Origin of the sequence: Methylobacterium sp. WCS2018Hpa-22 (genome assembly GCF_031843785.1) — a bacterium.
In the GTDB taxonomy this organism is placed as follows: domain Bacteria; phylum Pseudomonadota; class Alphaproteobacteria; order Rhizobiales; family Beijerinckiaceae; genus Methylobacterium.
In genome coordinates this window covers 36,540-60,997 of record NZ_JAVTJA010000009.1, presented here as the reverse complement: position 1 = coordinate 60,997, position 24,458 = coordinate 36,540, and the positions used below count along the sequence as shown (strand labels likewise).

Annotated in this window: 23 protein-coding genes and 1 riboswitch; of the genes, 15 read left to right on the top strand and 8 right to left on the bottom strand. The window is 67.7% G+C overall.

Annotated elements, in window-relative coordinates; translation table 11 throughout:
• Window positions 1-17 precede the first annotated feature (17 nt).
• Complete coding sequence (locus tag RQI43_RS13515; RefSeq protein WP_311275469.1) at window positions 18-1,211, bottom strand: aspartate aminotransferase family protein; 1,194 nt, start codon at window positions 1,209-1,211, stop codon at window positions 18-20.
• Window positions 1,212-1,619: 408 nt separating this feature from the next.
• On the opposite strand from RQI43_RS13515, the gene RQI43_RS13510 reads away from it, so the two are divergent.
• The 5 genes from RQI43_RS13510 to RQI43_RS13490 all read left to right on the top strand — a co-directional run bounded on the left by RQI43_RS13510 (window position 1,620) and on the right by RQI43_RS13490 (window position 5,860).
• Window positions 1,620-2,093, top strand: a complete 474-nt coding sequence (locus tag RQI43_RS13510; protein ID WP_056427607.1) for a RidA family protein — start codon at window positions 1,620-1,622, stop codon at window positions 2,091-2,093.
• The gene (locus tag RQI43_RS13505) at window positions 2,090-2,848 is read left to right on the top strand and encodes a glycerophosphodiester phosphodiesterase family protein (protein WP_311275468.1); all 759 of its coding nucleotides are present in this window, start codon (window positions 2,090-2,092) and stop codon (window positions 2,846-2,848) included. Before RQI43_RS13510 ends, RQI43_RS13505 begins: the two co-directional genes overlap by 4 nt.
• A 110-nt stretch (window positions 2,849-2,958) precedes the next feature.
• On the top strand, window positions 2,959-4,218 hold the full coding sequence (locus tag RQI43_RS13500) for a GNAT family N-acetyltransferase (protein WP_311275467.1): 1,260 nt from the start codon (window positions 2,959-2,961) through the stop codon (window positions 4,216-4,218).
• Window positions 4,215-5,375 carry a M20 aminoacylase family protein gene (locus RQI43_RS13495; RefSeq protein WP_311275466.1) on the top strand — a complete coding sequence of 387 codons (1,161 nt, stop codon included), beginning with the start codon at window positions 4,215-4,217 and terminating at the stop codon, window positions 5,373-5,375. The genes RQI43_RS13500 and RQI43_RS13495 overlap by 4 nt, the downstream gene beginning before the upstream one ends.
• The gene (locus RQI43_RS13490; protein WP_311275465.1) at window positions 5,372-5,860 is read left to right on the top strand and encodes a glutathione peroxidase; all 489 of its coding nucleotides are present in this window, start codon (window positions 5,372-5,374) and stop codon (window positions 5,858-5,860) included. The genes RQI43_RS13495 and RQI43_RS13490 overlap by 4 nt, the downstream gene beginning before the upstream one ends.
• 3 nt (window positions 5,861-5,863) lie before the next feature.
• Here the strand turns inward: RQI43_RS13490 and RQI43_RS13485 are convergent, their stop codons facing one another.
• Window positions 5,864-6,808, bottom strand: coding sequence for a cation diffusion facilitator family transporter (locus RQI43_RS13485; protein ID WP_311275464.1), 945 nt, complete (start codon window positions 6,806-6,808; stop codon window positions 5,864-5,866).
• A gap of 113 nt (window positions 6,809-6,921) precedes the next feature.
• Between RQI43_RS13485 and RQI43_RS13480 the strand changes: the two genes are divergently transcribed.
• Window positions 6,922-7,368 carry an HIT family protein gene (locus RQI43_RS13480; RefSeq protein ID WP_056427585.1) on the top strand — a complete coding sequence of 149 codons (447 nt, stop codon included), beginning with the start codon at window positions 6,922-6,924 and terminating at the stop codon, window positions 7,366-7,368.
• A 5-nt stretch (window positions 7,369-7,373) separates the two neighbouring features.
• Here the strand turns inward: RQI43_RS13480 and RQI43_RS13475 are convergent, their stop codons facing one another.
• The 3 genes from RQI43_RS13475 to RQI43_RS13465 all read right to left on the bottom strand — a co-directional run bounded on the left by RQI43_RS13475 (window position 7,374) and on the right by RQI43_RS13465 (window position 10,213).
• Window positions 7,374-7,769 (bottom strand): PilZ domain-containing protein, encoded by a 396-nt coding sequence (locus RQI43_RS13475; protein WP_311275463.1) that lies wholly within the window; start codon window positions 7,767-7,769, stop codon window positions 7,374-7,376.
• Between the two features lie 92 nt (window positions 7,770-7,861).
• Entirely contained in the window at window positions 7,862-8,089 is a 228-nt protein-coding gene (locus RQI43_RS13470) for a hypothetical protein (RefSeq protein WP_311275462.1), read from the bottom strand.
• A 66-nt stretch (window positions 8,090-8,155) separates the two neighbouring features.
• Window positions 8,156-10,213, bottom strand: a complete 2,058-nt coding sequence (locus tag RQI43_RS13465; RefSeq protein ID WP_311275461.1) for an NAD(+) synthase — start codon at window positions 10,211-10,213, stop codon at window positions 8,156-8,158.
• 286 nt (window positions 10,214-10,499) lie between these two features.
• Between RQI43_RS13465 and RQI43_RS13460 the strand changes: the two genes are divergently transcribed.
• Window positions 10,500-13,952, top strand: a complete 3,453-nt coding sequence (locus RQI43_RS13460; protein WP_311275460.1) for a DNA translocase FtsK — start codon at window positions 10,500-10,502, stop codon at window positions 13,950-13,952.
• 243 nt (window positions 13,953-14,195) lie between these two features.
• Entirely contained in the window at window positions 14,196-15,107 is a 912-nt protein-coding gene (locus RQI43_RS13455) for an outer-membrane lipoprotein carrier protein LolA (RefSeq protein ID WP_311275459.1), read from the top strand.
• Window positions 15,108-15,253: 146 nt separating this feature from the next.
• Here the strand turns inward: RQI43_RS13455 and RQI43_RS13450 are convergent, their stop codons facing one another.
• Window positions 15,254-15,991 carry a 1-acyl-sn-glycerol-3-phosphate acyltransferase gene (locus tag RQI43_RS13450; protein ID WP_056427735.1) on the bottom strand — a complete coding sequence of 246 codons (738 nt, stop codon included), beginning with the start codon at window positions 15,989-15,991 and terminating at the stop codon, window positions 15,254-15,256.
• Between the two features lie 139 nt (window positions 15,992-16,130).
• Here RQI43_RS13450 and RQI43_RS13445 point away from each other — a divergent pair, with 139 nt between their 5' ends.
• Both RQI43_RS13445 and RQI43_RS13440 read left to right on the top strand, forming a co-directional pair.
• On the top strand, window positions 16,131-16,940 hold the full coding sequence (locus tag RQI43_RS13445; RefSeq protein ID WP_311275581.1) for an exodeoxyribonuclease III: 810 nt from the start codon (window positions 16,131-16,133) through the stop codon (window positions 16,938-16,940).
• Between the two features lie 307 nt (window positions 16,941-17,247).
• A riboswitch (SAM-I-IV-variant riboswitch) is annotated at window positions 17,248-17,359 on the top strand.
• 50 nt (window positions 17,360-17,409) lie between these two features.
• A complete protein-coding gene (locus RQI43_RS13440) occupies window positions 17,410-18,459 on the top strand; it encodes a low specificity L-threonine aldolase (protein WP_311275458.1) in 1,050 nt (349 codons plus the stop codon).
• A 48-nt stretch (window positions 18,460-18,507) separates the two neighbouring features.
• On the opposite strand, the gene RQI43_RS13435 is transcribed toward RQI43_RS13440, so the two are convergent.
• Window positions 18,508-18,807, bottom strand: coding sequence for a hypothetical protein (locus tag RQI43_RS13435; protein ID WP_311275457.1), 300 nt, complete (start codon window positions 18,805-18,807; stop codon window positions 18,508-18,510).
• 436 nt (window positions 18,808-19,243) lie between these two features.
• On the opposite strand from RQI43_RS13435, the gene rpsO reads away from it, so the two are divergent.
• From rpsO to RQI43_RS13420, 3 genes are all read left to right on the top strand, one after another.
• On the top strand, window positions 19,244-19,513 hold the full coding sequence (rpsO, locus tag RQI43_RS13430; RefSeq protein WP_018044126.1) for a 30S ribosomal protein S15: 270 nt from the start codon (window positions 19,244-19,246) through the stop codon (window positions 19,511-19,513).
• A gap of 214 nt (window positions 19,514-19,727) precedes the next feature.
• On the top strand, window positions 19,728-21,899 hold the full coding sequence (gene pnp, locus RQI43_RS13425; RefSeq protein WP_018044127.1) for a polyribonucleotide nucleotidyltransferase: 2,172 nt from the start codon (window positions 19,728-19,730) through the stop codon (window positions 21,897-21,899).
• Window positions 21,900-22,065: 166 nt separating this feature from the next.
• On the top strand, window positions 22,066-22,287 hold the full coding sequence (locus RQI43_RS13420) for a DUF2892 domain-containing protein (protein ID WP_056427558.1): 222 nt from the start codon (window positions 22,066-22,068) through the stop codon (window positions 22,285-22,287).
• A gap of 99 nt (window positions 22,288-22,386) precedes the next feature.
• On the opposite strand, the gene RQI43_RS13415 is transcribed toward RQI43_RS13420, so the two are convergent.
• On the bottom strand, window positions 22,387-22,650 hold the full coding sequence (locus RQI43_RS13415) for a GlsB/YeaQ/YmgE family stress response membrane protein (RefSeq protein WP_311275456.1): 264 nt from the start codon (window positions 22,648-22,650) through the stop codon (window positions 22,387-22,389).
• A 219-nt stretch (window positions 22,651-22,869) separates the two neighbouring features.
• Here RQI43_RS13415 and RQI43_RS13410 point away from each other — a divergent pair, with 219 nt between their 5' ends.
• A complete protein-coding gene (locus RQI43_RS13410; RefSeq protein ID WP_311275455.1) occupies window positions 22,870-23,232 on the top strand; it encodes a RidA family protein in 363 nt (120 codons plus the stop codon).
• 34 nt (window positions 23,233-23,266) lie between these two features.
• Window positions 23,267-24,400 carry a polyamine ABC transporter substrate-binding protein gene (locus RQI43_RS13405; RefSeq protein ID WP_311275454.1) on the top strand — a complete coding sequence of 378 codons (1,134 nt, stop codon included), beginning with the start codon at window positions 23,267-23,269 and terminating at the stop codon, window positions 24,398-24,400.
• Window positions 24,401-24,458 lie beyond the last annotated feature (58 nt).

Here is a 24,458-nt window from a genome sequence, read left to right as displayed (position 1 = left end):
GATGGACGGCCTGTCGGTTACTCGGCGGCGCCGCGCATCTGGACTTGGAGACGACCCGCCGTGGCGTCGATTCGCTTCACCGCCTCGGCCACATCCGCCTCGGAGATGATGAGCGGCGGCAAGAGCCGGACCACATTGTCGCCGGCGGGGATCACCAGCAGGTGTTCGTCGCGCGCGGCCGCCGTGAAGGCGGTGTTGGGCACGTCGAGCTTGAGGCCGAGGATCAGCGCGGTTCCGCGAATCTCGGTGATAACCCCGGGATGGCGGTCCATGACCGAGGCGAGCTGCTGCTTCAGCAGCAGGCCCATGCGCTGGACATGGTCGAGGAAGCCCTCCGCCAGGACCACGTCGAGCACGGCGTTGCCCACGGCCATGGCGAGGGGGTTGCCGCCGAAGGTGGTGCCGTGGCTGCCCGCCGTCATGCCGCGCGCGGCCTCCGACGTGGCGAGGCAGACGCCGAGCGGGAAGCCGCCGCCGATGCCCTTGGCCGCGCTCATGATGTCGGGGGTCACCCCCGACCATTCATGGGCGAACAGCCGGCCGGTGCGGCCGACGCCGGTCTGAACCTCGTCCATGATCAGGAGCAGGCCGTGCTCGTCGCAGAGCGCCCGAAGGTCGCGCAGCATCTCCGGCGGCACCGTGCGGATGCCGCCCTCCCCCTGGATCGGCTCGATCATCAGGGCGGCGGTTTCGGGGCCGATGGCGGCGAGCAGGGCGTCGCGGTCGCCGAAGGGCACCTGGTCGAACCCGTCCACCTTCGGGCCGAACCCGTCGATGTATTTCTGCTGGCCGCCGGCCGCGATGGTCGCCAGCGTCCGTCCGTGGAACGCGCCCTCGAAGGTGACGATGCGGAACCGCTCGGGATGGCCGCCGGCCGCATGGTACTTGCGCGCCATCTTGATGGCGGCCTCGTTGGCCTCGGCTCCGGAATTGGCGAAGAAGGCCACGTCGGCGAAGGTCGCGTCCACCAGCCGCCGGCCGAGGCGTTCGCCCCCGGGAATCTCGAACAGGTTCGAGGTGTGCCACAGCTTCTGCGCCTGGGTGGTCAGGGCCTCCACGAGATGCGGATGGGCATGGCCGAGGGCGTTGACCGCGATGCCGGCGCCGAAATCGAGATATCGCTTGCCGTCATGCGCTACGAGCCAAGCACCCTCTCCACGCTCGAAAGCGATCGGAGCCCGGGCATAGGTCGGCAGAAGAGCGGATGTCACGATCCCGACTTCCCGTTCGTCAAAGCGGGCACGCGAGGAGCGCCACCGCACCAAATGAAAGTGCCGCCTCGAATCCGGGCGGCACGGCTGCGATTACTAGAGAATTGCCCCGTTATGTCAATGATGTGGGGTGTTCACAGGACCGACACGCCTTGTGGTTAGGCTGTAGCGACGGGCGCCGGTAACGGCGCGTTCGATCGGGTCCGGTCCATGTCCGGGGCGCTTGGCCCGGTGCTGGAGCTTCGCACTTGCGAGCTTGGCACTTGGCTGCCCCTTTGGTCGACCACTCGGCCGGACGCCAGCGGGTTGCGCGAGATGGCGCGATCATGCTCAGTCCCGCCGCATGCATTCGGGAGCGCCCATCGCCTTCACGGCGATATCCCGGCCAGCTTTGAGGAAAGACGACGGATGAGCACGGTCAAGGAACGCCTGGAAACCCTCGGTCTGGTCCTGCCCAAGGCGGCCTCCCCCGTTGCGAACTACGTGCCGTTCATCCGCACCGGCAACCTCGTCATCATTTCCGGCCAGATTTGCTTCGGCGCGGACGGAAAGCTCGCCGATGCCCACAAGGGCAAGCTCGGCGGCGAAGTCTCGCCCGAACAGGGCATCGCAGCGGCCCGGCTTTGCGGCCTGAACGTGCTGGCGCAGCTGCAAGCCGCCATCGGCGATCTCGACCACGGCGTCGTGCAGTGCCTCAGGCTCGGCGGCTTCATCAACGCCGTGCCGACCTTCGCGGGCCTTGCCGGCATCATGAACGGAGCCTCCGACCTGATGGTGGAGATCCTCGGTGATCGCGGCCGGCACACCCGCGCGACCGTGGGCGTCGCCGAACTCCCCCTCGACGCCGCCGTCGAGGTCGAGGCGATGTTCGAGGTGAAATGACGGTGGGGTCGAACGCCCCTGCCTGGCTCACGGCCAGGCCGATTGCCCATCGGGGGTTGCACGACCGCGCGGCGGGCATCCCCGAGAACACCCTGGCGGCGGCGCGGGCCGCCATCGCCGGAGGCTACGCGATCGAGTGCGACGTGCAGATCAGCGCCGATGGCGAGGCGATGGTGTTCCACGACGAGGCGCTCGGGCGCCTCACCGGCGCCGTCGCCCTCGTGGCCGAGACGCGGACGGACGCCCTCCGGTCCCTGGCGGTTGCCGGCTCCTCCGAGACGATCCCCACCCTGCCCGACACCCTCGCGGCCATCGCCGGCCGGGTGCCCCTCGTGGTCGAGGTCAAGTCGCGCTTTACCGGCGACCTTCGCCTGGTCGAGCGCGTGGCCGCCATCGTCGCGGAGTATGACGGGCCGGTGGCGGTGAAGTCCTTCGACCCGGCCCTGATCGAGGCCTTCGCCGGCCTCGCGCCTCGGATCCCGCGCGGGATCGTGGGCGAGACCAGCCAGGACGATCCGGCCTATGCGCTGATGACGGAGAGCCTGCGGCATTCGCTCGCCAACCTGCTTCATCTGGAGGCGAGCCGCCCCGACTTCCTGTCCTGGCGGGTGGATGACCTGCCCTGCGCCGCCACCTTCCTCAGTCGCCATCTCGGCCGGATGCCGGTGATGACCTGGACGGTGCGCAACCCCGACCAGCGCCAGCGTGCGCACGAGCATGCCGACCAGATGGTGTTCGAGGGGTTCAGGCCGTAATCGTCCGGGACGGCGACGGATCGTCGTCGGCCCGCTGAAACCGCGGGCCTGCGACGGCCGTGCTCGTCACTCGCGCTTGTCCCCTCGCCCGGCAGGGTTAGATTGCGGTGATGGAAAAGACCGGACCGGCATCAGAGGATGCGCTGGACCCTGCGCCGATGCTGCAGGTCCGCGCCATCACGGGCCTCGCCCAGATCCCCGCTGCGCAATGGGATGCCTGCGCCACGTCGCCCGAGACCCTGTCGGCGGGCGACGAGACCCACAATCCCTTCGTCTCCCATGCCTTCCTCTCGGCACTGGAAGATTCCGGCTGCGTCTCGCGCAAGACCGGCTGGCTGCCGCTCCATGTGGCGGTGGAGCGTGAGGGGGAACTCGTCGGGGTCGCACCGTGCTATCTGAAATCCCACAGCCAGGGCGAGTACGTGTTCGACCATGGCTGGGCCGATGCCTATGAACGGGCCGGTGGCGCCTATTATCCCAAGCTCCAGGTCAGCGTACCGTTCACGCCCGTCACCGGCCCGCGCTTCCTGATCGCCCCGGGTCAGGACGTGGACGAGGCCGCCTCCGCCCTCATCGCCGGATTGCGTGCCCTCCGGGCGGAGACCAAGGCCTCCTCGATCCATGTCACCTTCATGCGCGAGCGCGAGTGGGAGCAGGCCGGGGAGGTCGGGATGCTCCAGCGGGTCGACCAGCAGTTTCACTGGTCCAACGAGGGCTATGCCGGGTTCGAGGATTTCCTCGGTGCCCTGGCCTCGCGCAAGCGCAAGGCGATCCGGCGCGAGCGGCGCGACGCCCTGAGCCAGGGCATCACCATCGAGCACGTCACCGGGGCCGACCTGACCCCGGCGCATTGGGATGCGTTCTACGAGTTCTACTCGGATACCGGCGCGCGCAAATGGGGCCGGCCCTATCTCAACCGCACGTTCTTCGGCCTGCTCGGCGAGCGCATGCCCGAGCGCGTCCTGCTGGTGATGGCCAAGCGCGAGGGACGCTACATCGCCGGTGCGATCAACCTCATCGGCGACGTCGCGCTCTATGGCCGGAACTGGGGCTGCAACGAGGACCACCCGTTCCTGCATTTCGAGGTCTGCTACTATCAGGCCATCGACTTCGCGATCCGGCGCGGCCTCAAGCGTGTCGAGGCCGGCGCGCAGGGAGAGCACAAGCTCGCCCGTGGCTACGCCCCGGTGCTGATGCATTCGGCGCACGACATCGCCGATCCCGCCCTGCGCCGGGCCATCGCCGACTATCTCCGCCGCGAGCGCGAGCACGTCGTCGAGGCGGCCTCGGTGCTCGGCGAGATGACCCCCTTCCGCCGGGACGGCACGAATCCCGCTCCCGGGCCTTCCGATCACGAGGAGACCTCATGAGCCCGATCGACCGTATCCGATCCTTCGCCGACGACCTCACGGCGATCCGCCGGGACATCCACGCCCATCCCGAGATCGGCTTCGAGGAGGTGCGGACCTCGAATCTCGTGGCCGAGCAGCTGCAGCGCTACGGCATCGAGGTCCATCGCGGGCTCGGCGGAACCGGCGTCGTCGGCGTGCTGCAGGGGCGCTCGGCCAAGGGGCGCCGCATCGGGTTGCGAGCGGAGATGGACGCGCTACCGATCGAGGAGGAGACCAACCTTCCCCACCGCTCGACCATTCCGGGCAAGATGCACGCCTGTGGCCATGACGGCCACACCACCATGCTGCTCGGCGCGGCCCGCTACCTCGCCGAGACGCGCGATTTCGACGGCACCGCCCTGTTCGTGTTCCAGCCGGCGGAGGAAGGGCTCGGCGGCGCCCGCGCCATGCTGGCCGACGGGCTGTTCGAGCGCTTCCCCTGCGACGAGATCTACGGGCTCCACAACACCCCCAGCGGCCCGCACGGCAAGCTGAAGATCCGCCCCGGGCCGATGATGGCGGCGGCGGACTTCTTCGATATCCGCATCACCGGACGCGGCGCCCACGCGGCCGAACCCCATCGCGGCCTCGATTCCATCGTGGCGGCTTCGGCACTGGTCCAGGCGCTGCAATCCATCGTCTCGCGCAATGCCGACCCGCTGAAGAGCACCGTGCTTTCCGTGACCCAGATCCATGCGGGCGCGGCTTACAACGTCATCCCCGAGGGCGCCCATCTCGCCGGCACGGTCCGGACCTTCGATGCAGGCGTGCGCACGCTCGTCTCGCGCCGCATCCGCGAGGTCGCCCAGGGCATCGCCCTCGCCCACGGAGTCGAGATCGAGGTGGAGATCCGCGACACGTTCTCGGTGCTGGAGAACAGCGCCGCCCATGCCGCCGCGGCGGCCGAGATCGCCCGCGAGATCTTCGGGGCCGCGAGCGTCGACGACGACACGGTACCGCGCATGGGCAGCGAGGATTTCGCCGACATGCTGATGGTGGTGCCGGGAGCCTATGCCTGGATCGGCGGGACGCCGGGGCCCGGCCTGCACAACGCGGCCTTCGATTTCGACGACAGCATCATCCCCCTGGGCAGCTCCTACCTCGCCCGCCTCGTCGAAAAGCGCACCGCCGCATGACCAGCCTGTTCGATTTCGCCCCCAAGGCCGCCGACGGCACGCCCTATCCCCTCGACCAGCACCGGGGGCAGGTCGTGCTCGTGGTCAACACCGCCTCGAAATGCGGCTTCACCCCGCAATACGAGGGGCTGGAGGCGCTCTGGCGCAAGCACCGCGAGGCGGGGCTCGTGGTGCTCGGCTTCCCCTGCAACCAGTTCGGCGCCCAGGAGCCGGGCGATGCCGGGGAGATCGCGCAATTCTGCAGCCTGACCTACGATGTTAGCTTCCCCGTCCTCGCCAAGGTGGAGGTGAACGGGGCCGGCACCGACCCGGTCTTCGCCCATCTGAAGCAGGAGAAGCCCGGCCTCCTCGGCACCAAGGGTATCAAATGGAACTTCACCAAGTTCCTGGTGGGCCGCGACGGCAAGGTCATCGGCCGCTACCCGCCCACCGCCAAGCCCGCGGATCTCGAAGGCGACATCGCGAAGGCCCTGGCCGCCGCCTGACCGTCAGGCGGCGGAGTCCTTCGCCTGAATCTCGATGAAGACCCGCTTCACCGCCGGGTTGCGCGCCTTCAGCCGGGCATCGAGGCGGCCGACCATCGCCTCGACCGCGCCGGCCTTGAGGTCGTCCTCCATGTCGAGGCTGACATTCACCAGGATGTCGGAGGGGCCGAGATGCTGCGTCAGCACCGCGTTGACGTGGCGGACGCCCGGCTCCGTCCGCACCGTCTCCTCGATTGCCGCCACGGTCTCGGGGGCGGCCGCCTCGCCGACGAGGAGGCCGTGCGTCTCGATCATCAGGAACAGCGCCATCCCGATCAGGATCGCGCCGATGCCGATGGACGACCAGCCGTCGAGGGCGGGCATCTGCAGCCATTCGGCGAGGATCACGCCTGCCAGCGCGACCGTCAGACCGAGAAGAGCGGCGACATCTTCGATCAGCACGGTGAACAGGGCGGGGTCCTTGCTCCGGCGGATCGCGGTGATCGCCTCGCGGTCGCCCTTCTCGGCCCAGAACGCCTTGAGGGCGACGGCGCAGGAATAGCCCTCCGCCAGCACCGCGAAGCCGAGGATCGAGAGGTTGACCCAGAAGCCCGGAATGGTGCGGCCGAAGATCACCGCGTCGGCGGAGGCCTCCGGGTAATGGATCTTGTGGATGCCCTCGTAGACCGCGAAGGCGCCGCCGCCGAGGAAGATGAACAGCGCGACGATGAAGGCGTAGAAATAGACCTCCCGCCCATAGCCGAAAGGAAAGCGCGCATCGGCCGGTTTCTTGGCCCGTGACAGGCCGACGAGGAGGAGGATCTGGTTGGCGGTGTCCACCAGCGAATGCACGCCCTCCGCCAGCATGGCCGAGGAACCGGTGAAGAAGGCGCCCATGAACTTCGCCGCCGCGATGGCGAGGTTGGCCCCTGCGGCGGTGTAGATCGCGCCGTTGCTCTCATGCGCCATGCCGGCGAAACTCTCATCGAAGGGACGATCCCCTCGCCGTGGACGCCGGGGGCCAGTCTGTGCAAGGTCCGGCCGGAAAACCGCAGACGCACATCCGCGATGGAGACCGGCCCATGCCCTCAAACGTCGAAGCTGCGCAGTATGATCCCGACAACGTCTTCGCGAAGATCCTGCGGGGCGAGATTCCCGCCCACAAGGTCTACGAGGACGAGCACACCCTCGCCTTCATGGATGTGATGCCCCAGGGGCCGGGCCATACCCTGGTCATCCCCAAGGCCCCGGCGCGCGGACTGCTCGATGCGGATCCCGCATCGCTGGCCGCGACCATTGCCACCGTGCAGCGCGTCGCCCGCGCGGTGAAGACGGCCTTCGCGGCCGACGGCCTGACGGTCTTCCAGTACAACGAGCCCGCCGGCGGACAGACGGTGTTCCACCTCCACATCCACATCGTGCCGCGCTTCGACGGCGTGGCGCTGGGCCGGCATACGGGGGGGATGGCCGACAGCGATCTTCTCGGCATCCACGCGGCGCAGATCCGGGCGGCCCTCGACGCGGCGTGAATCGATCAGGCGACGCTGGCAGGCGCCGGCGTCGCGGCGATCAGCCGGCGCAAGGCGGCGTTCTCGGCTTCGAGTTCGGCGATGCGACGGATCAGGGCCAGCATCGCGGCCGGATCGGCCTGGGGCGGCGGAACGGGAGTGGCGGCCGTGGTCTCGTCCGCGAAGGCGACGCCGATGCCGTCGGCGCGGCGCCAGCGCAGATTCGCCTTATAGGTCCGCTCCTTCTGGGGGATGAAGAGGTCGAACATCTCCGGAAGGGTCGCGGTCTCCGTCAGCGCGAGGCGCGCACCGGTCGCGGACATGTCGCGGACGAGGCAATCCATGCTCGACGCGCCGTTGTTGAAGATGATGCGGCCCTTGAGGAACGTCCTCTGCCGCGCTTCCTTGCGATTGTCCGACATGACGGCCGGTCTCCGGCTCCGCTTGGTGCGACCGGCGGGACCCTCGCATGGGGCCCCTTAAGGAATGATCGCCGCGGCGAGGGCGCACCCGCTCAGTTGAAGCGCTGGTCCATGGTCTCGAACAGGTAGAAGCCGTTGAAGCGCACCGCAGTGGTCGCGGCCCGCTCGTCGAAATCGGCCGGGGCCTCGGCTTCGTCGCGCAGGCGGCCGCTGAACGCCCAGTTCCGTGCGCTCAGAAAGCTCGGAACGGCACGGCACTCCGGTACCGCGCAGCACAGGCCGCTGACGGACTTCAGGCAGAACACGTTGTAGCTTTGCATCGGTCGGTCTCCGACTGGCCACCCCGACTCAGCCGATAGTGCCATAATCGGACCGGACTATGTCGATCAGTTTTCGGGGACGTTGCGGGCGAGCTCGTCGAGCCAGATCCGGGCATTGCCGTCGGAGGGTGCGCGCCAGTCGCCGCGCGGCGAGAGCGAGCCCCCGGCCGCGACTTTCGGGCCGTTGGGCATGGCCGAGCGCTTGAACTGGCTGAAGCCGAAGAAGCGCTGCAGGAACACGCCGAGCCAGGCGCGGATTTCCGGCAGCCCATAGGCCTGACGCTTGCCCTCGGGAAAGTCCGGTGGCCATGCGCCGCGCTCCGCATCCCCCCAGGCATGGAGGGAGAGGAAGGCGATCTTCGACGGTTTGAAACCGTAGCGCAGGGTATAGAACAGGTTGAAATCCTGCAGCGCGTAAGGGCCGATCTTGGCCTCCGTGCTCTGGGGCGAGCCGCCCTCCTCCGTGGGTACGAGTTCGGGCGAGATCTCGGTGGCGAGGATCGCCTGCAGGGTGGCGTTGGCGCCCTCGCCGATCTGGCCGCTGGCGATGACCCAGCGGATCAGGTGCTGGATCAGCGTCTTGGGCACGCCGGAATTGACGCCGTAATGGCTCATCTGGTCGCCGACGCCGTAGGTGCACCAGCCGAGCGCCAGTTCCGACAGGTCGCCCGTGCCGATGACGATGCCGCCGTTCTGGTTGGCCAGGCGAAACAGGTAATCGGTCCGCAGCCCCGCCTGCACGTTCTCGAAGGTGACGTCGTAGACCGGCTCCCCCTGCCCGAACGGGTGGCCCATATCGGCGAGCATCTGCCGCGCCGCCGGCCGGATATCGATCTCCCCCGCCGTGGTGCCGAGGGCCGACATCAGCGCGTGGGCATTGGCCTTGGTGGCGTCCGACGTGGCGAAGCCCGGCAGGGTGTAGGCGAGGATGTCCGTCCGTGGGAGGCCGAGCCTGTCGAAGGCCTTGGCCACGACGATGAGGGCATGAGTCGAATCGAGGCCGCCCGAAATACCGATGACCGCGCGTCTCGTGCCGGTGGCGGCGAGCCGCTGGGCGAGGCCCGCCACCTGGATGTTGTAGGCCTCGTAGCAATCCTGGGCGAGGCGGCCGATATCGGCCGGTACGAAGGGGAAGCGCTCCACCCGGCGCCTCAGGCCGAGATCGCCCGAGGGCGGATCGAGCCGGAGGCGGATCGTGCGGTAGGACAGCCCACGCCCGCGTGCATTGTCGTCGAAGCTTCCGGTCTGGAGCCGTTCCTGGGCCAGGAGATCGAGGTCGATATCGGCCAGCGTCGCCACCGGACCGGCGGCGAAGCGCTCGCCCTCGGCGAGGCGGATGCCGACCTCATCGATGCTGGTCTGGCCGTCCCAGGACAGGTCGGTGGTGGATTCGCCGAGGCCCGCCGCCGCGTAGACATAGGCGCAGGAGCAGCGCATCGAGGCCGACCGCGTGAGCATGGCCCGTGATTCCGCGCGCCCCACGGTGATCGGGCTGCCCGACAGGTTGGCGAGCACGGTGGCGCCGGCCAGGGCCGCATCCGTGCCGGGGGAGGCGGGCACCCAGAGGTCCTCGCAGACCTCGATGCCGAGGGTGAAGCCGGGCAGGTCCTCGGCCGAAAAGAGCAGGTCCGGACCGAAGGGGACGACACCGCCGCCAAGGGTGATCGACTCGCCGAAGAGACCGGCGCCGGAGGCGAAATGGCGCTTCTCGTAGAATTCCCGGTAATTCGGCAGGTAGCTCTTGGGCACCACGCCGAGCACCCGGCCCCGGTGGATGGCGACCGCGCAATTGTAGATCCGTTGGCGCCAGCGCAGAGGCGCGCCGACCACGAGGATGGGGGTCAGCTCGGTCGAGGCCGCGACGATGCGGGTGATCGCCGTCTCCACCGCGTCGAGGAGGGTCGCCTGAAGCAGCAGGTCCTCGATGGAATAGGCCGAGACGCAGAGTTCCGGGAACACGGCGAGGACCGCTCCCGCTCGATGGCATTCCTCGGCGAGCGACAGAATTCCATCGGCATTGCTCTCCGGGTCGGCCGGATGGCTCCGCCCGGCACAGGCCGCCACACGGGCGAAACCGTGACGATAGAGGGACTTGAAGGCGGTTCTTCGTGTCGTTTCGGCCAAGGGGCAGGGGGCCTCTAGCGAGTGTGACGCACTATCTGCATGGCGCGGGGATGGACCGGCAGGGTCGCCGAAGGAAACCCGTGTGATCCGAAGCGCTTCATTGGGTTCCCTAACCTAACCGGTTACGCGCCGGGGCTCCAGGGGGAGGCGGCGTCGCGTTCCCTCGGCAATCCGACACTTCGCGGGATACGGGCAAGCGTCTGTTAACGACGTTGGCCCTAGCTTGGGGAAGAACCGCTCCTGTCGAGGACGCGGACCGGTACCCTACGAGTCAATTCAGAGCATCATGCGCGCATCGGGACGGCCTCCCTATTCTCATCGTGATCCCTCTCGGCCCGGACGCGGTGGTGACCGCCCCGGCCTGACCTTGGGCGCCCTCGCGCACAGGCTGATCAGCCTGCGCGCAAGCCTGACCCGGCGCCTCGCCGGACCGCCCCAGCGCCCGAGCCTGGTCTCGCCGCGCCCGGCGCAATCCTGGCTCACGGCCCCCCGGGACATGGTGCACGACGCCCCCGCTCCCCAGGCCCAGCCTTGGTTGGAGCAGGGCAAGTGGGCCGAGGCGCAGGCCTGGCCGGACCACGTCTTCGACGACCGCGCCACAACCGATCTCGCCCGTTCCTCGGGCATCGCGGCCATGGACTCGACCGGCGAGAGCCGGATCGACCACGGCGCATCGAGCCCGCGCGTGCTGATCCGTTCGCCGCGTCGTCCCGCCTCCATCACCCCGGAGGGCTACGACGCGCCGGCCCATTCCGCGCCCGAGCCGGACGCCCCGGCGGTGCGCTACACCCGCACCCCGGATCCGGTGCTGCAGGAGCGTCGCCAGCGGGCGCTCGATGCCGAGCGCCTGGCGCAGGAGGAGCAGGTCCGCGCCGCGCGGCAGGCCGAGGACGAAGCACGGCAGGCCGCCGAACGCGCCGCCCTCGCCGCCGCGGAAGCGGAACGTGCCGCCCAGGAGGCGGCCGAGGCCGCGCTTCTCGCCGCGATCCCCCCTGAGCCGCCGCAGCCCCTGTGGCGCCAGCCCTATACCCCGCCGCCCGGCGTGCGCTTCTTCCGCACGCCCGATCGTCGCCCGCAGGCCGTCCTCGCCGCCATCGTCGATGAGCCCCTTCCGATCCCCGCATCGGTGAGCGAGCCGGTGGCCGCCGCCGAGCCGGCGCCGCTGCCCGTCGACCGCGATTGGACCGAGGTTCCGGATTGGGCCGCCATGCGCGCCTGGTTCGATGGCGAGGATTCGACCGCCGTCGAGACATGGTCGGCGATCCAGGCCGATTCCGACGAGGCTGTGGCTCAGGCCGTGCCGGAAGTTTCTCCCGTGCCGGAGATGTCTCCGGTGCCAGCGGTTTCTCCGGTGCCGGATCTCGCTCCGGTCAGCGCGCAGGAGGACGAGACCTCACCCTTCATGGTCTTGCCGCCCGTGGACATCTCGCTCCTGCGCCCGCTGCCGCCCAGCCCCGTCTACGTCCTCGACCGGCTGATGCGGTTCGACCGCGGCGGCGCGCCCCTGCCCGCCAATGGCCAGGATAACGGCCAAGACTATGGCCAGTCCGCGCCCGTCCGGGACGAGCCGAGCCACGAGGACCGCGTCGCCGAGGTCGCCGAGGCGGCCACCCTGGCTCTCGTCATCGAGCAGACCGGGCCGGCTCCCCAGCGTTCGGTTGCCGTCTCCGCCATGGCCGCCCGCGCGGCGATCCGCCCGGCCCGCATGCCCGCCGCCCCGGTGGCGCAGGCTCCCGTCATGCAAGCTCCGGTGATGCAGCCCCCCGTCGCGGAAGCTCCCGTCATGGACGCCTCCGTCGCGGAAACCACTCCGATGCAGGCCCCCTCCCCTGCCAGGGCCGCTCCGGTCTTCACGCCGCTGCCGCCGCGCCCGGTCCTGCTGCGCAACCCTAAGGCCGCCGCCCCGGCTCCGGAGCCCGAGCCTCAGGTGGCGGAAGCGCCGGCCGTCCCCGAAGCCGCCGCACCGGTCGAGATGGAGGAAGCCCCGGCTCCCGTCCTCGCCCTGCCGGCCCCGCCGCCCGCCCCGTCTCCGTCGCGCGCGATCTTCCCCGAGCCCCGCGCCACGCTGATCCCGGCCGGCCGGCACACGCCGATGTCGCTGGTGGAGAACGAGGATTACGAGCACCCCTCGCTGGAATTGCTGGCCGAGCCGCCGGTGACCGGCACCGAGGAAGTCGATGCCGACGTGCTGGAGCAGAACGCGCTCAACCTCCAGCAGACGGTGCAGGATTTCGGCGTGCGCGGCGACATCCTCGCGGTGCGCCCCGGCCCGGTCGTGACCCTGTACGAACTGGAGCCGGCGCCGGGCACCAAGTCTAGCCGCGTCATCGGCCTCTCGGACGACATCGCCCGCTCCATGTCGGCTGTCTCGGCCCGCGTTGCGGTGGTGCCCGGCCGTAACGTCATCGGCATCGAACTGCCCAACGAGACCCGCGAGACCGTCTACCTGCGCGAGCTGTTGTCCTCGGCCGATTTCTGCATCAGCAAGCACAAGCTCGCTTTGTGCCTCGGCAAGAATATCGGCGGCGAACCGATCATCGCCGATCTCGCCAAGATGCCCCACCTGCTGGTGGCCGGCACCACCGGCTCGGGCAAGTCGGTGGCGATCAACACGATGATCCTGTCGCTCCTCTACCGGATGAAGCCGGAAGAGTGCCGCCTGATCATGGTCGATCCGAAGATGCTGGAACTGTCCGTCTATGACGGCATCCCGCACCTGCTCTCCCCCGTCGTCACCGACCCGAAGAAGGCGGTCATCGCCCTCAAATGGGCCGTGCGCGAGATGGAAGAGCGCTACAAGAAGATGTCCAAGATCGCGGTCCGCAACATCGACGGCTACAATGCCCGGATGGCGGAAGCGCGGGCCAAGGGCGAGATCATCACCCGCGAGATCCATACCGGCTTCAACCGCGAGACTGGCCAGGCCGTGTTCGAGACGGAGGAGATGGACCTCTCGGCCCTGCCCTACATCGTCATCGTGGTCGACGAGATGGCCGACCTGATGATGGTGGCGGGCAAGGACATCGAAGGCGCGATCCAGCGTCTCGCGCAGATGGCGCGCGCAGCCGGCATCCACCTCATCATGGCGACGCAACGCCCCTCGGTGGACGTCATCACCGGCACGATCAAGGCGAACTTCCCGACCCGGATCTCCTTCCAGGTTACCTCGAAGATCGACAGCCGGACGATCCTCGGCGAGATGGGCGCCGAGCAGCTGCTGGGCCAGGGCGACATGCTGTTCATGGCCGGTGGCGGACGCACCACCCGCGTCCACGGCCCGTTCTGCTCGGATTCGGAAGTCGAGAGCGTGGTCGCCCACCTGAAGCGCCAGGGCCGGCCGTCCTATCTCGAAGCCGTCACCGTGGACGAGAACCCGCCCGAGGAGAAGCCGGCCAAGGCCTCCAAGGCCGACAAGGCGGCGGCCGCCGAAGTCGAGGAGATCGACGCGCCGATCTTCGATGCCGGGGCCTATGCGGGCGGCGGGATCGATGCGGGTGCCGACCTCTACGACCAGGCGGTGCAGGTGGTGATGCGGGACCGCAAGGCCTCCACCAGCTACATCCAGCGCCGCCTGCAGATCGGCTACAACCGCGCCGCCTCGATCATGGAGCGGATGGAGGTCGAGGGCATCGTGGGCCAAGCCAACCACGCCGGCAAGCGCGAGATCCTGATGGAAACCGCGCCGTCCAGCATGGGGTCGATCTCCATGTCCTCGTCGATGATGGACGACGACGAGTGAGACGTGATCCGCTGGACCGATTCCGTCGAACCGGCTGATCATCGAAGAACGAGATGTACCGCGGGTACCCTCTCCCACACGGGAGAGGGAGCCCCGCGGCGACCGCTCGATCCGAGGCGATCGAGCGGAGAACGGTGTGAGTACCGTCCGTCTCCCTTTTGGGGCGAGGGAGGTCCCGTCCCATATTCGCCACAGGGTCGAGTTCTAAGCCGAACCCCACCCGACTTCGGAGAACGCCCCAGGATGACCGGCCGACGCCACCTTCTCGCCGCCGGCTCGCTCCTCGTGCTGGCGGCCAGCCTCCAACCCGTGCCGGCCACGGCGCAGGTCTCGTCCTTCCTCGACGGCCTGTTCGGCCGCAAGGAGCAGCCCGCGCCGGCCCCCGCTCCCGAGCCGGAAGCGCCCCCGGCCGCTCCCACCGCGCCGAAGAAGCCGGCGGCCCAGGCGCCCAAACCGGCCAAGGACGCCAAGGCGGGGGCGGACAAGGCCGCCTCCGGCGCGAAACCCGCCGCGAAGGCTGCGCCCTCGGACGCGCCCGCCAAGGTCGCCGCCGTCGGCGCCCCCACCGCCGCGTCGTCCATGCTGGATGCCGAGCCCGCCGCCGTGCTCGCCCAGGCCAATGCCTATTTCAACGGCATGACCACGCTCAGCGGCAACTTCGTCCAGATCGCCGCCGATGGGCGCCGCATCGGGGGCAAGCTGACGCTGGCCAAACCTGGCCGCCTGCGTTTCGACTACGACCAGCCCTCCCCCATGGAGGTGGTGGCGGACGGCACGTCGGTGGCGGTGAAGGACCGCAAGCTGAAGACCCAGGACCTCTACTTCATCTCGCAGACGCCGCTGAAATTCCTGCTGCGCGATAAGATCGACCTTGCCCGCGACCTCACCGTGTCGGACATCGCCAACGATCCGGGCGGCATCCGCATCTCGCTGGAGGACCGTGCGACGCTGGGCGGTACCTCCAAGATCCAGCTGTTTTTCGACGCCGAGGTGAAGACGCTCAGCCAGTGGCGGATCACCGATCCGCAAGGCTACCAGACCACGGTCCAGCTCTCGAACCTGCAGAAGGGCAAGGCCATCGACGGCAGCCAGTTCTTCATCAATTACGGGCGCAGCGAGGACAAGGCGATGGAGAAGCAGATCAAGGCGCAGTGATCGCGAGCGCCTCCCTTCTCCCCTCTGCGGGAGGAGGTGGCCCGCGTCAGCGGGTCGGATGAGAGGCGTGAGTCATTCGGAGAGGTCGCGCCCTCTCCCGCCTGCTCCGCAGGCACCCTCCCCCGCTGAGGGGGGAGGGCTTTCGATCAGGACGCCTGAAGCTCCATTGTTGTTCCGCTCCGCCAACGGTTCAGCTCGGCATCGATCGCGTCTTGCGTGCCCCGCATGAACTCTCCGCCCGAGAGGCCCGGCTTCAGGGTTTCCAGGTAGCTCACCACCACCGTCCCGGGAATGTGGCGCGAGCCGCCATGCGGCCAGTACAGGCCCGAATTCACCGCCACCGGCAGGACGGGCAGACCGAGCTTGGCATAGAGCAGCTCGACCCCGCGCTTGAACTGCACCGGCGCGTCGATAGTGCTCCGGGTGCCTTCCGGGAACATCAGGATGGAGCGGCCTTCCGCGATGGCGAGGCGGCTCTCGTCGATCATCGTGCGCAGGGCCTGGGTGCCGTTGGCCCTGTCGATGATGATCATCGGCGAGCGGCGCAGGAACCAGCCGACGATGGGAATCGCCACGAGTTCGCGCTTGGCCACGATGGCGACGTTCGGGATCAGGATGAGAAAGGCCAGGGTCTCCCAGGCCGATTGGTGGTTGGCCACGATCAGGCACGGCTCGGAGGGGATGCGCGCGCGCCCCTCCTCCACATAGGTCAGGCCGACGATGTGACGTAGGCCGAACAGGATGCCGCGCGACCACAGCCGCGTCGCCGCACGGATTGGCCGTGTCGGGCAACCGAGGATCGCGAGCACCACGAGGGGCAGCGCGAAACAAGCGGTCCAGGCGGCCCAGTAGATATTGAAAAGCGCAGAGCGGGTGCGCGACACGACGGGCGATCCTTCCAGTATCTACGACGGCGCATTCCTCTCGACGATGGAACGCGGCAATTGTGCGGCGACGGGCGGGCCGATCCGGTCTATCGAAGCGGCCGGTCCCGATCCTTATGACATATGTGAGCTAGACACGTTGCGCCTCTCCGTCACCACCTGGAACATCAATTCGGTGCGGCTGCGCATCGATCTCGTCCTTCGGTTTCTCGCCGAGGTGAAGCCCGATGTACTCTGCCTGCAGGAGACGAAGTGCCCGGACGATGCCTTTCCCCTCAAGGCCTTGCGCGGCTCGGGCTACGAGCACGTCGTGTTCGCCGGCCAGAAGGGTTATAACGGCGTCGCCATCCTGTCGCGCTTTCCCCTGCTCACCCGCGACGTCATGGCCTTCTGCGGGAAGCCGGATGCCCGCCACATCTCCGCCGTGCTCGGGCCGGAGGCGGGCGCTGCCGCCGGCTTCGTGATTCATGACTTCTACGTTCCGGCCGGCGGCGACGTTCCGGATGCCGGCCTCAACCCGAAATTCGCCCATAAGCTCGATTTCCTCCGCGACCTGCGTGAATGGGGCGGGCGGCGCATGGCCGGCCCGGCGATTCTGGTGGGCGACCTCAACGTGGCGCCGCTCGAGCACGACGTCTGGTCGCACAAGCAGCTTCTCTCCGTCGTCAGCCACACGCCGGTAGAAACGGAAGCGCTGGAGCTCTTGCGTGGTGAGGCCGGCTGGATCGATGCCGCCCGCGTCCTGACGCCTGAGCCGGAGAAGATCTACACGTGGTGGAGCTACCGCTCGCCCGACTGGTCCGCCGCCAACAAGGGGCGTCGCCTCGACCATGTCTGGGTCTCGCCGGATCTCAACGGCACCGCCCGCGCGGTGGACGTCTTCCGCGAGGCGCGCGGCTGGGAGCGTCCCTCCGACCATGTCCCGGTCACGCTGACGCTGGAGCTTTGACGGGCCGTCGCATCCCATCTGTGAAGCCGGCCAAGGAACGCAACGCCGGGCCGATCATTGCTCTCCAGACAGGCGGCTCCGGATGGAGCCGTATCTTCTTCCCTTTCCGGAGTGTCGCGCATGCGCAAGCTGATCCTCGCCTTCCTTCTCCCCAAAGTCGTCTCCTACCTCCGTCGCCGCTATTCCGGTCGCTCGGGTCGCCCGACGGCCTGAAGGTAGTTCCCCGCCCGTCCTTCGAGTGTCGGAGGACGGGCGGCAACCATCACTCTCGTCGCGTTGCGGCTGGCCCCGCGCGCTGTTAAGCTTCCCTTTGCATCAAGAGTCGCGGCGACGCCCGACGCCAACCTGCTGATCCGAGCAAGGTGGAGCCCTCATCGACTGGAGGGGATGTGGCCGAACCGGCAACGAAACGGGTTTCGCCACGCGTCGCTTCGGCTTTCCTGCGGGACCGACGGAAGGCGAAGCGACGATGAAGACCGAGCCCCAGCAATTCGCCAGCGACAATTACGCCGGCATCTGCCCCGAGGCCTGGGCCGCCACCGAAGCGGCCAATGGCGGTTCGGTGCCCGCCTATGGCATGGATGCCTGGACGAAGCGGGCATCGGACGCGTTCCGCGATCTGTTCGACAAGCCGGATGCGGAGGTGTTCTTCGCCTTCAACGGTACCGCCGCGAACTCCCTGGCGCTGGCCTCCCTGTGCCAATCCTACCATAGCGTCATCTGCTCGGCCTCGGCCCATGTGGAGACCGACGAGTGCGGCGCGCCGGAGTTCTTTTCCAACGGCTCGAAACTGCTGGTGGCGGCGAGCGCCGACGGCAAGCTTACGCCCGCCCTCATCCGCGGGCTCGCCTCCGGCCGCTCGGACATCCACTTCCCCAAGCCCCGGGTCGTGACGATCACACAGCCAACCGAGACGGGGCAGGTGTATTCGCTCGACGAGATACGGGCGATCTCCGCTGCCTGCCGTGAGCTTGGTCTGCGCCTCCATATGGACGGCGCACGCTTCGCCAATGCTTGCGCCAGCCTCGGCTGCGAGCCCGCGGAGATGACCTGGAGGGCCGGCGTCGATCTGCTCTGCTTCGGTGGCACCAAGAACGGAATGGCGGCAGGCGAGGCGATCCTGTTCTTCGATCCTACCCTCGCCGAGGATTTCGGCTATCGCTGCAAGCAGGCGGGTCAGCTCGCCTCGAAGATGCGCTTCCTCACCGCCCCTTGGGTCGGAATGCTGGAAGGCGGCGCCTGGCTCCGCAACGCGGCCCATGCCAATGCCTGCGCGCAACGCCTCGCCGCTTCGGTGGCGGAATGCCCCGGCTTCACCGCCATGTTCCCGGTGGAGGCCAATGCGGTGTTCCTTAAGGCCTCCCCCGAGCGGCTGGAGGCTTTGCGGAAGAGGGGGTGGGGTTTCTACACGTTTATCGGCGGAGGCGCCCGGTTCATGTTCGCCTGGGATTCCGATCCGGATCGGATCGACGCCCTGGTTCGGGACATCCGCGGCGTGAGCGAGGCGCTGACGGCCTGATTCGTCAGGCGCTTCCATCGAGCCACCCGAGGAAGCAGTTGGAAAGTCTCAGTCGGGCTTTGTTGGCGTGGGCATCGCCGCCGTGAATTCCTTGACTGCAGCCTGGGTCTGTAGCTCCACCAGATTCTTCATATCCACCGGAACGACGCACCAGACGATGGCGGCGATGAATAAAACTGCTGCGATCGTGTACGAAAACGTTTCAAACACACCCAGCCATCCGAGTAAGAGGGGGACTAGACTAAGGATCAGTGAAATGAATGCTGAATGGAACAAGTAGTAGCTTGCGCCAAATGTTAGTGCCGCGAAGGCTATTGGCTTCAGGATTCTTGCGGCGATTCTATCCATTGTGTTTCCGTCGATATGGCAGATTGTTCGGCGAAAGGGGATCGTCGACTAGCTCCAACCATATGAATGTTCTGTTGGTCCGTGACAATGATTGAATTAAGCGCCGACTGTAACACTTCGATGGAAAAGAAATCTGCAGATTGGATGACTCTGTGCTGAATAAAGACGTTGGTGCGGGTGCCGGGCCGGCACGGCAGTGGGGAAATTCTGTTCCCCGGCCCGGCAACGGCCCGCCGGGGTGCCGCGGGGGGTGGCACGCGACCCGGATTCGTGTATGTGTCTCGGTGCCTCGACCCGGAAACGGGCACGGGGCCAAACCTGCTTGTGAACGCGACCGTGCTGGACGACATCCCGGCACAGGCCCCGTCCCAGGCTGAGGCGGTCCCTCCCGAGGAGGACCGTCTCGACCCGAAAACCCGTATCGAAAGGGAATGCGATGTCGATTTCGGCCGAGCGCAAGACTGCGCTCATCAAGGAATACGCGACCGGCGGCAAGGACACCGGTTCTCCGGAGGTCCAGGTGGCGATCCTCACCGAGCGGATCACTAACCTCACCGGCCACTTCAAGACCCACGGCAAGGACAACCATTCCCGCCGCGGCCTCCTGAAGATGGTCTCGCAGCGCCGCTCGCTGCTCGACTATGTCAAGCGCAAGGACGAGGCCCGCTACCGCAGCCTCATCGAGCGTCTCGGCATCCGCCGCTAAGGCGATTTTCGCGGTCCCGAGCCTGGCTCAGGGCCGCGTTTCATTGACGTCCCGCGCTGCCGGAATGGGTCTGGCCGCGCGACCATCGGGCCGCTTCGAGGCGCACTCGTCGGGGACAGGATCGCCAGGAGTTCTTCGCCGGTCCGGCGCGGAACTCCTCGCCGTCTTGCCCCTGGCGGCGCCGGGCACGCCCGACCGCAGGAAGGCATGACATATGTTCGACGTACAACGTGAAGAGCTGATCTGGGGCGACCGCAAGCTCGTCCTCGAGACGGGCAAGGTCGCCCGCCAGGCCGACGGCGCCGTGATGGCGACGTATGGCGAGACCTCGGTGCTGGCCACCGTCGTGTCGGGCAAGGAGCCCAAGGCCGGAATCGACTTCCTGCCGCTCACCGTGAACTACCAGGAGCGCGCCTACGCCGCCGGCCGTATCCCCGGCGGATACTTCAAGCGCGAAGGCCGTCCCTCCGAGAAGGAGACCCTGGTCTCCCGCCTCATCGACCGCCCGATCCGTCCCCTCTTCGTCGAGGGCTGGCGCAACGACACCCAGGTCGTCGTCACCGTCCTGACCCACGATCTCGAGAACGATCCCGACATCCTCGCCATGGTGGCGGCCTCTGCCGCCCTCACCCTGTCGGGCGTGCCCTTCACCGGCCCGATCGGCGCGGCCCGCGTCGGCTACGTGAACGGCCAGTACATCCTGAACCCGCCGGTTCCCGAGCTCGAGAACTCGACCCTGGATCTCGTCGTCGCCGGCACGCAGGACGCCGTGCTGATGGTGGAATCCGAGGCCAAGGAGCTCGATGAAGAGACCATGCTCGGCGCCGTGATGTTCGGCCACAAGCATTTCCAGCCGGTCATCGATGCGATCATCCGCCTCGCCGAGAAGGCCGCCAAGGAGCCCCGCAACTTCTCCGCGCCCGAGAATGGCGACGTGGAGAAGGCCGTGCTCGACGTCTGTGAAGCGGAACTCCGCGACGCCTACAAGAACACCGTGAAGCAGGAGCGCTACGCCGCCGTCGACGCCGTGAAGGCGAAGGTGATGGCCGCGCTCTGCCCCGCCGAGGGCGAGGCCAAGTTCCCGGCCGAGAAGGTCAAGGCCGCGTTCAAGGAAGCGCAGTCCAAGGTCGTGCGCTGGAACATCCTCGACACGGGCTCCCGCATCGACGGACGCGACGTCCGCACCGTGCGCCCGATCGTGTCCCAGGTCGGAGTGCTGCCGCGCGCCCACGGTTCGTCGCTCTTCACCCGCGGCGAGACCCAGGCCCTCGTGGTCGCCACCCTCGGCACCGGCGAGGACGAGCAGTTCATCGACGCGCTGGAAGGCACCTACAAGGAGACCTTCCTGCTGCACTACAACTTCCCTCCCTACTCGGTGGGCGAGACCGGCCGCATGGGCTCCCCGGGCCGTCGCGAGATCGGCCACGGCAAGCTCGCCTGGCGCGCCGTGCACCCCGTCCTGCCGCCGGCCCACGAGTTCCCGTACACGATCCGCGTCGTGTCCGAGATCACCGAGTCCAACGGCTCCTCCTCTATGGCCTCCGTCTGCGGCGCCTCGCTGTCGCTGATGGATGCCGGCGTGCCCCTGCGCCGTCCGGTGGCCGGCATCGCCATGGGCCTCATCCTCGAGGGTGAGCGCTACGCCGTGCTGTCCGACATCCTCGGCGACGAGGATCACCTCGGCGACATGGACTTCAAGGTGGCGGGCACGGAAGCCGGCATCACCTCGCTGCAGATGGACATCAAGATCGCCGGCATCACCGAGGAGATCATGAAGGTCGCCCTGCATCAGGCGCAGGAAGGCCGCGTCCACATCCTCGGCGAGATGGCCAAGGCCCTCACCGATGCCCGACCCGAGCTCGGCGAATACGCGCCCCGCATCGAGACCATGCAGATCCCCACCGACAAGATCCGGGAAGTGATCGGCACCGGCGGCAAGGTGATCCGCGAGATCGTCGAGAAGACCGGCGCCAAGATCAACATCGACGACACCGGCACGGTGAAGATCGCCTCCAGCGACGGCAAGGCCATCAAGGCCGCCTATAACTGGATCCGGTCGATCGTGGCGGAAGCCGAAGTCGGCATGATCTACGACGGCACCGTCGTGAAGTGCATGGAGTTCGGCGCCTTCGTGAACTTCTTCGGCGCCAAGGACGGCCTCGTCCACATCTCGGAACTCGCTGCCCAGCGCGTCGCCAAGGTGACGGACGTCGTCAAGGACGGCCAGAAGGTCAAGGTGAAGTTCCTCGGCGCGGACGATCGCGGCAAGATTCGCCTCTCCATGAAGGTCGTCGACCAGGAGACCGGCGAGGACCTCACCGAGAAGCTGAAGGCCGAGCGCAACGCCGAGCAGGACCGCGCCCGCGGACCCCGCCAGGACGCGTAAGCCGTCTCAGCCCCGAGGGTTGATCGAGAATGAGAAGCGCGGCTCCGCAAGGGGCCCCGCTTTTCGTTTGGGGCGAGGATGCGTCAACGCCCCGGTCAGATCATGAGGAACACCCATCCTCCCGCCGCGTTCGCCCCGCGATGCAACACGAGGAGTATGTGAGACCATGGCCGATCCGATGATTCCGAGCATCTTCGAAGGCGAGACCAACCTGTCGACCACCGAGCGGGCCGTGTCCGTCGTTCTGGGCCTCGGCATCGCCGCCGCCGCTGCCCAGCCCCGCCCGAACAAGTGGCTCAGCCTGGCGGCCCTGGTGGTCGGCGCCGGCCTCGCTATCCGCGGCGCCACCGGCCATTGCCCGGTCAAGTCGGCCGGCTACATCTCCTGATCCGGGACACGAAAAAGGGGCGCTCCGATGGGGCGCCCCTTTTGTCTGTCCGATGAAACGCGAAAGGCGCGGACCCGAGGCCCGCGCCGTGACGTCCGTTCAGAGGGTGGTGGTGCGGCGGCTGGCGATGAAGCCGTAGATGGCGAGCACGACGATGGCGCCGACCACGGCTCCGATGAAGCCCGCGCCCTGGTTCGGACCGTACCAGCCGAGCGCCTGACCGAGGAAGGTGGCGACGAAGGCGCCGATGATGCCCAGGATGGTGGTGAGGATGAACCCTGCAGGCTCCTTGTCGCCCGGCATGATGAACTTGGCGACGACACCGGCCAGGAAACCGATGATGATGGTCCAGATGATACCCATGAGCTGATCCTCGAAACGCGGTGGCCGGGATTGTCCCGCCCGGACTTGACCGTTTGTGCTCATGCAACGCCGCATCGCGGGATGGGTTGCGCCGCGGGACGGCGATTGTGTCGCATTCTCGACCTTGGCCGCCGCCCTCCCCTTTACGCGGATGCGTGGCGCGCGGCACAACGCTTGCCCCGACGACGCGCCCGCGCGGCGCCCCATGAAGAGCGATCCATGACCACCATCACCCGTTTCGAATCCGGCGCCCGCATGAGCCAGGCCGTCACCTATGGCGAGATGGTCTACCTCGCGGGCCAAGTGGCGGGGACGACGGTAGGGGCCGGCGTGACCGCGCAGACGCAGGAAGTGCTCACCGAGATCGACCGGCTGCTGGCGCTGGCCGGCAGCGACAAGACCCGGCTCATCTCCGCCACGATCTATCTAGCCGACATGGCGACCTTCGCCGAGATGAACGCGGCCTGGGATGCCTGGGTCTCGAAGGAGAACCCGCCCACCCGCGCCACCGTGGAAGCCAAGCTCGCGGGGCCGGAATACCTCGTGGAGATCGTCGTCGTCGCGGCCAAGCTCCCCGCCTGATCCCGACCCGGTCCCGAGACAAGAGAGCCCGCCGATGCGTCGTATCGTGTTCGCCGTCCTGATGATCGCGCTGGCGCTCAGCCTTCTCGGGTCCCTGTTCCTCGCCTTCGCCCTCCTCAATTCGGCGGGGGCGAAGGCGCAGGAGCGCGTGGTCAACATCTACAACTGGTCGGATTACATCGATCCGAAATCCCTGGAGGCCTTCACCAAGGAGACCGGGATCAAGGTCGTCTACGACACCTACGACAACAACGAGATCCTGGAGACGAAGCTGCTCGCCGGCCAGTCCGGCTACGATCTCGTGGTGCCCACCGGCCCGTTCCTGCAACGGCTGATCAAGGCCGGCGTGTTCCGGCCCCTCGACAAGGCCAAGATCCCGAACCTGAAACACGCCTGGCCCGAGATCGCCCAGCGCCTCGCGGTCTACGACCCAGGCAACACCTACGCCGTCGATTACATGTGGGGCACCACCGGTATCGGCGTGAATCTCGGCCCCGTGCGCGAGCGCCTCGGCCCCAACCAGCCGCTCAACACCTGGACCCTGGTGCTCAACCCCACCCTGATGGCCAAGCTCAAGGATTGCGGGGTGATGATGCTCGATAGCCCCGAGGACTTGATCCCCAGCATGCTGCCGGCCTACGGCCTCAAGCCCGACACCAAGCGCTGGGACGACATCTCCCAGGTGACCGACGCGCTGTTCAAGGTGCGCGGCTCGGTGCGAAAATTCCACTCCTCGGAATACATCAACGGCCTCGCCAACGGCGATCTCTGCCTCGCGGTAGGCTATTCCGGCGACGTGATGCAGGCCAAGAAACGCGCCGAGGAATCGAAGAACGGCGTCGAGATCGCCTATTTCATCCCGAAGGAAGGCGCGCTGATGTGGTTCGATGCCTTCGCCATCCCGAAGGACGCGCCCCACCCCGAGGAGGCCCACCTTTTCATCGACTACATGATGCGCCCCGACGTGGCGGCGGCCAACACCAACTTCGTCGCTTATGCCAGCGGCAACCTCGCCGCGAAACCCCTGGTGAAGCCGGAGATTCTTTCGAATGCCGGCATCTACCCGGACGAGGCGACGATGCAGCGGTTGTTTACGAACCAGGCCTGGGATGACCGGACGCAGCGGTTCGCGACGCGGAATTGGACGCGGGTGAGGACTGGGCGGTGAAAGGAGGAGTGACTTGTCTGGAGGTCGATATCCAAACGCCACGCGAGACAAGTCCCCC

Excerpts from the sequence above, each read along its gene's own strand:
- RQI43_RS13470 (WP_311275462.1), bottom strand. The coding sequence starts at position 8,089 with ATGCAAAGCTACAACGTGTTCTGCCTGAAGTCCGTCAGCGGCCTGTGC.
- pnp (WP_018044127.1), top strand. The coding sequence starts at position 19,728 with ATGTTCGACGTACAACGTGAAGAGCTGATCTGGGGCGACCGCAAGCTC.
- RQI43_RS13480 (WP_056427585.1), top strand. The coding sequence starts at position 6,922 with ATGCCCTCAAACGTCGAAGCTGCGCAGTATGATCCCGACAACGTCTTC.
- RQI43_RS13420 (WP_056427558.1), top strand. The coding sequence starts at position 22,066 with ATGGCCGATCCGATGATTCCGAGCATCTTCGAAGGCGAGACCAACCTG.
- rpsO (WP_018044126.1), top strand. The coding sequence starts at position 19,244 with ATGTCGATTTCGGCCGAGCGCAAGACTGCGCTCATCAAGGAATACGCG.
- RQI43_RS13510 (WP_056427607.1), top strand. The coding sequence starts at position 1,620 with ATGAGCACGGTCAAGGAACGCCTGGAAACCCTCGGTCTGGTCCTGCCC.
- RQI43_RS13490 (WP_311275465.1), top strand. The coding sequence starts at position 5,372 with ATGACCAGCCTGTTCGATTTCGCCCCCAAGGCCGCCGACGGCACGCCC.
- RQI43_RS13435 (WP_311275457.1), bottom strand. The coding sequence starts at position 18,807 with ATGGATAGAATCGCCGCAAGAATCCTGAAGCCAATAGCCTTCGCGGCA.
- RQI43_RS13475 (WP_311275463.1), bottom strand. The coding sequence starts at position 7,769 with ATGTCGGACAATCGCAAGGAAGCGCGGCAGAGGACGTTCCTCAAGGGC.
- RQI43_RS13500 (WP_311275467.1), top strand. The coding sequence starts at position 2,959 with ATGGAAAAGACCGGACCGGCATCAGAGGATGCGCTGGACCCTGCGCCG.
- RQI43_RS13460 (WP_311275460.1), top strand. The coding sequence starts at position 10,500 with ATGCGCGCATCGGGACGGCCTCCCTATTCTCATCGTGATCCCTCTCGG.
- RQI43_RS13410 (WP_311275455.1), top strand. The coding sequence starts at position 22,870 with ATGACCACCATCACCCGTTTCGAATCCGGCGCCCGCATGAGCCAGGCC.
- RQI43_RS13415 (WP_311275456.1), bottom strand. The coding sequence starts at position 22,650 with ATGGGTATCATCTGGACCATCATCATCGGTTTCCTGGCCGGTGTCGTC.
- RQI43_RS13495 (WP_311275466.1), top strand. The coding sequence starts at position 4,215 with ATGAGCCCGATCGACCGTATCCGATCCTTCGCCGACGACCTCACGGCG.
- RQI43_RS13440 (WP_311275458.1), top strand. The coding sequence starts at position 17,410 with ATGAAGACCGAGCCCCAGCAATTCGCCAGCGACAATTACGCCGGCATC.
- RQI43_RS13405 (WP_311275454.1), top strand. The coding sequence starts at position 23,267 with ATGCGTCGTATCGTGTTCGCCGTCCTGATGATCGCGCTGGCGCTCAGC.
- RQI43_RS13505 (WP_311275468.1), top strand. The coding sequence starts at position 2,090 with ATGACGGTGGGGTCGAACGCCCCTGCCTGGCTCACGGCCAGGCCGATT.
- RQI43_RS13455 (WP_311275459.1), top strand. The coding sequence starts at position 14,196 with ATGACCGGCCGACGCCACCTTCTCGCCGCCGGCTCGCTCCTCGTGCTG.
- RQI43_RS13485 (WP_311275464.1), bottom strand. The coding sequence starts at position 6,808 with ATGGCGCATGAGAGCAACGGCGCGATCTACACCGCCGCAGGGGCCAAC.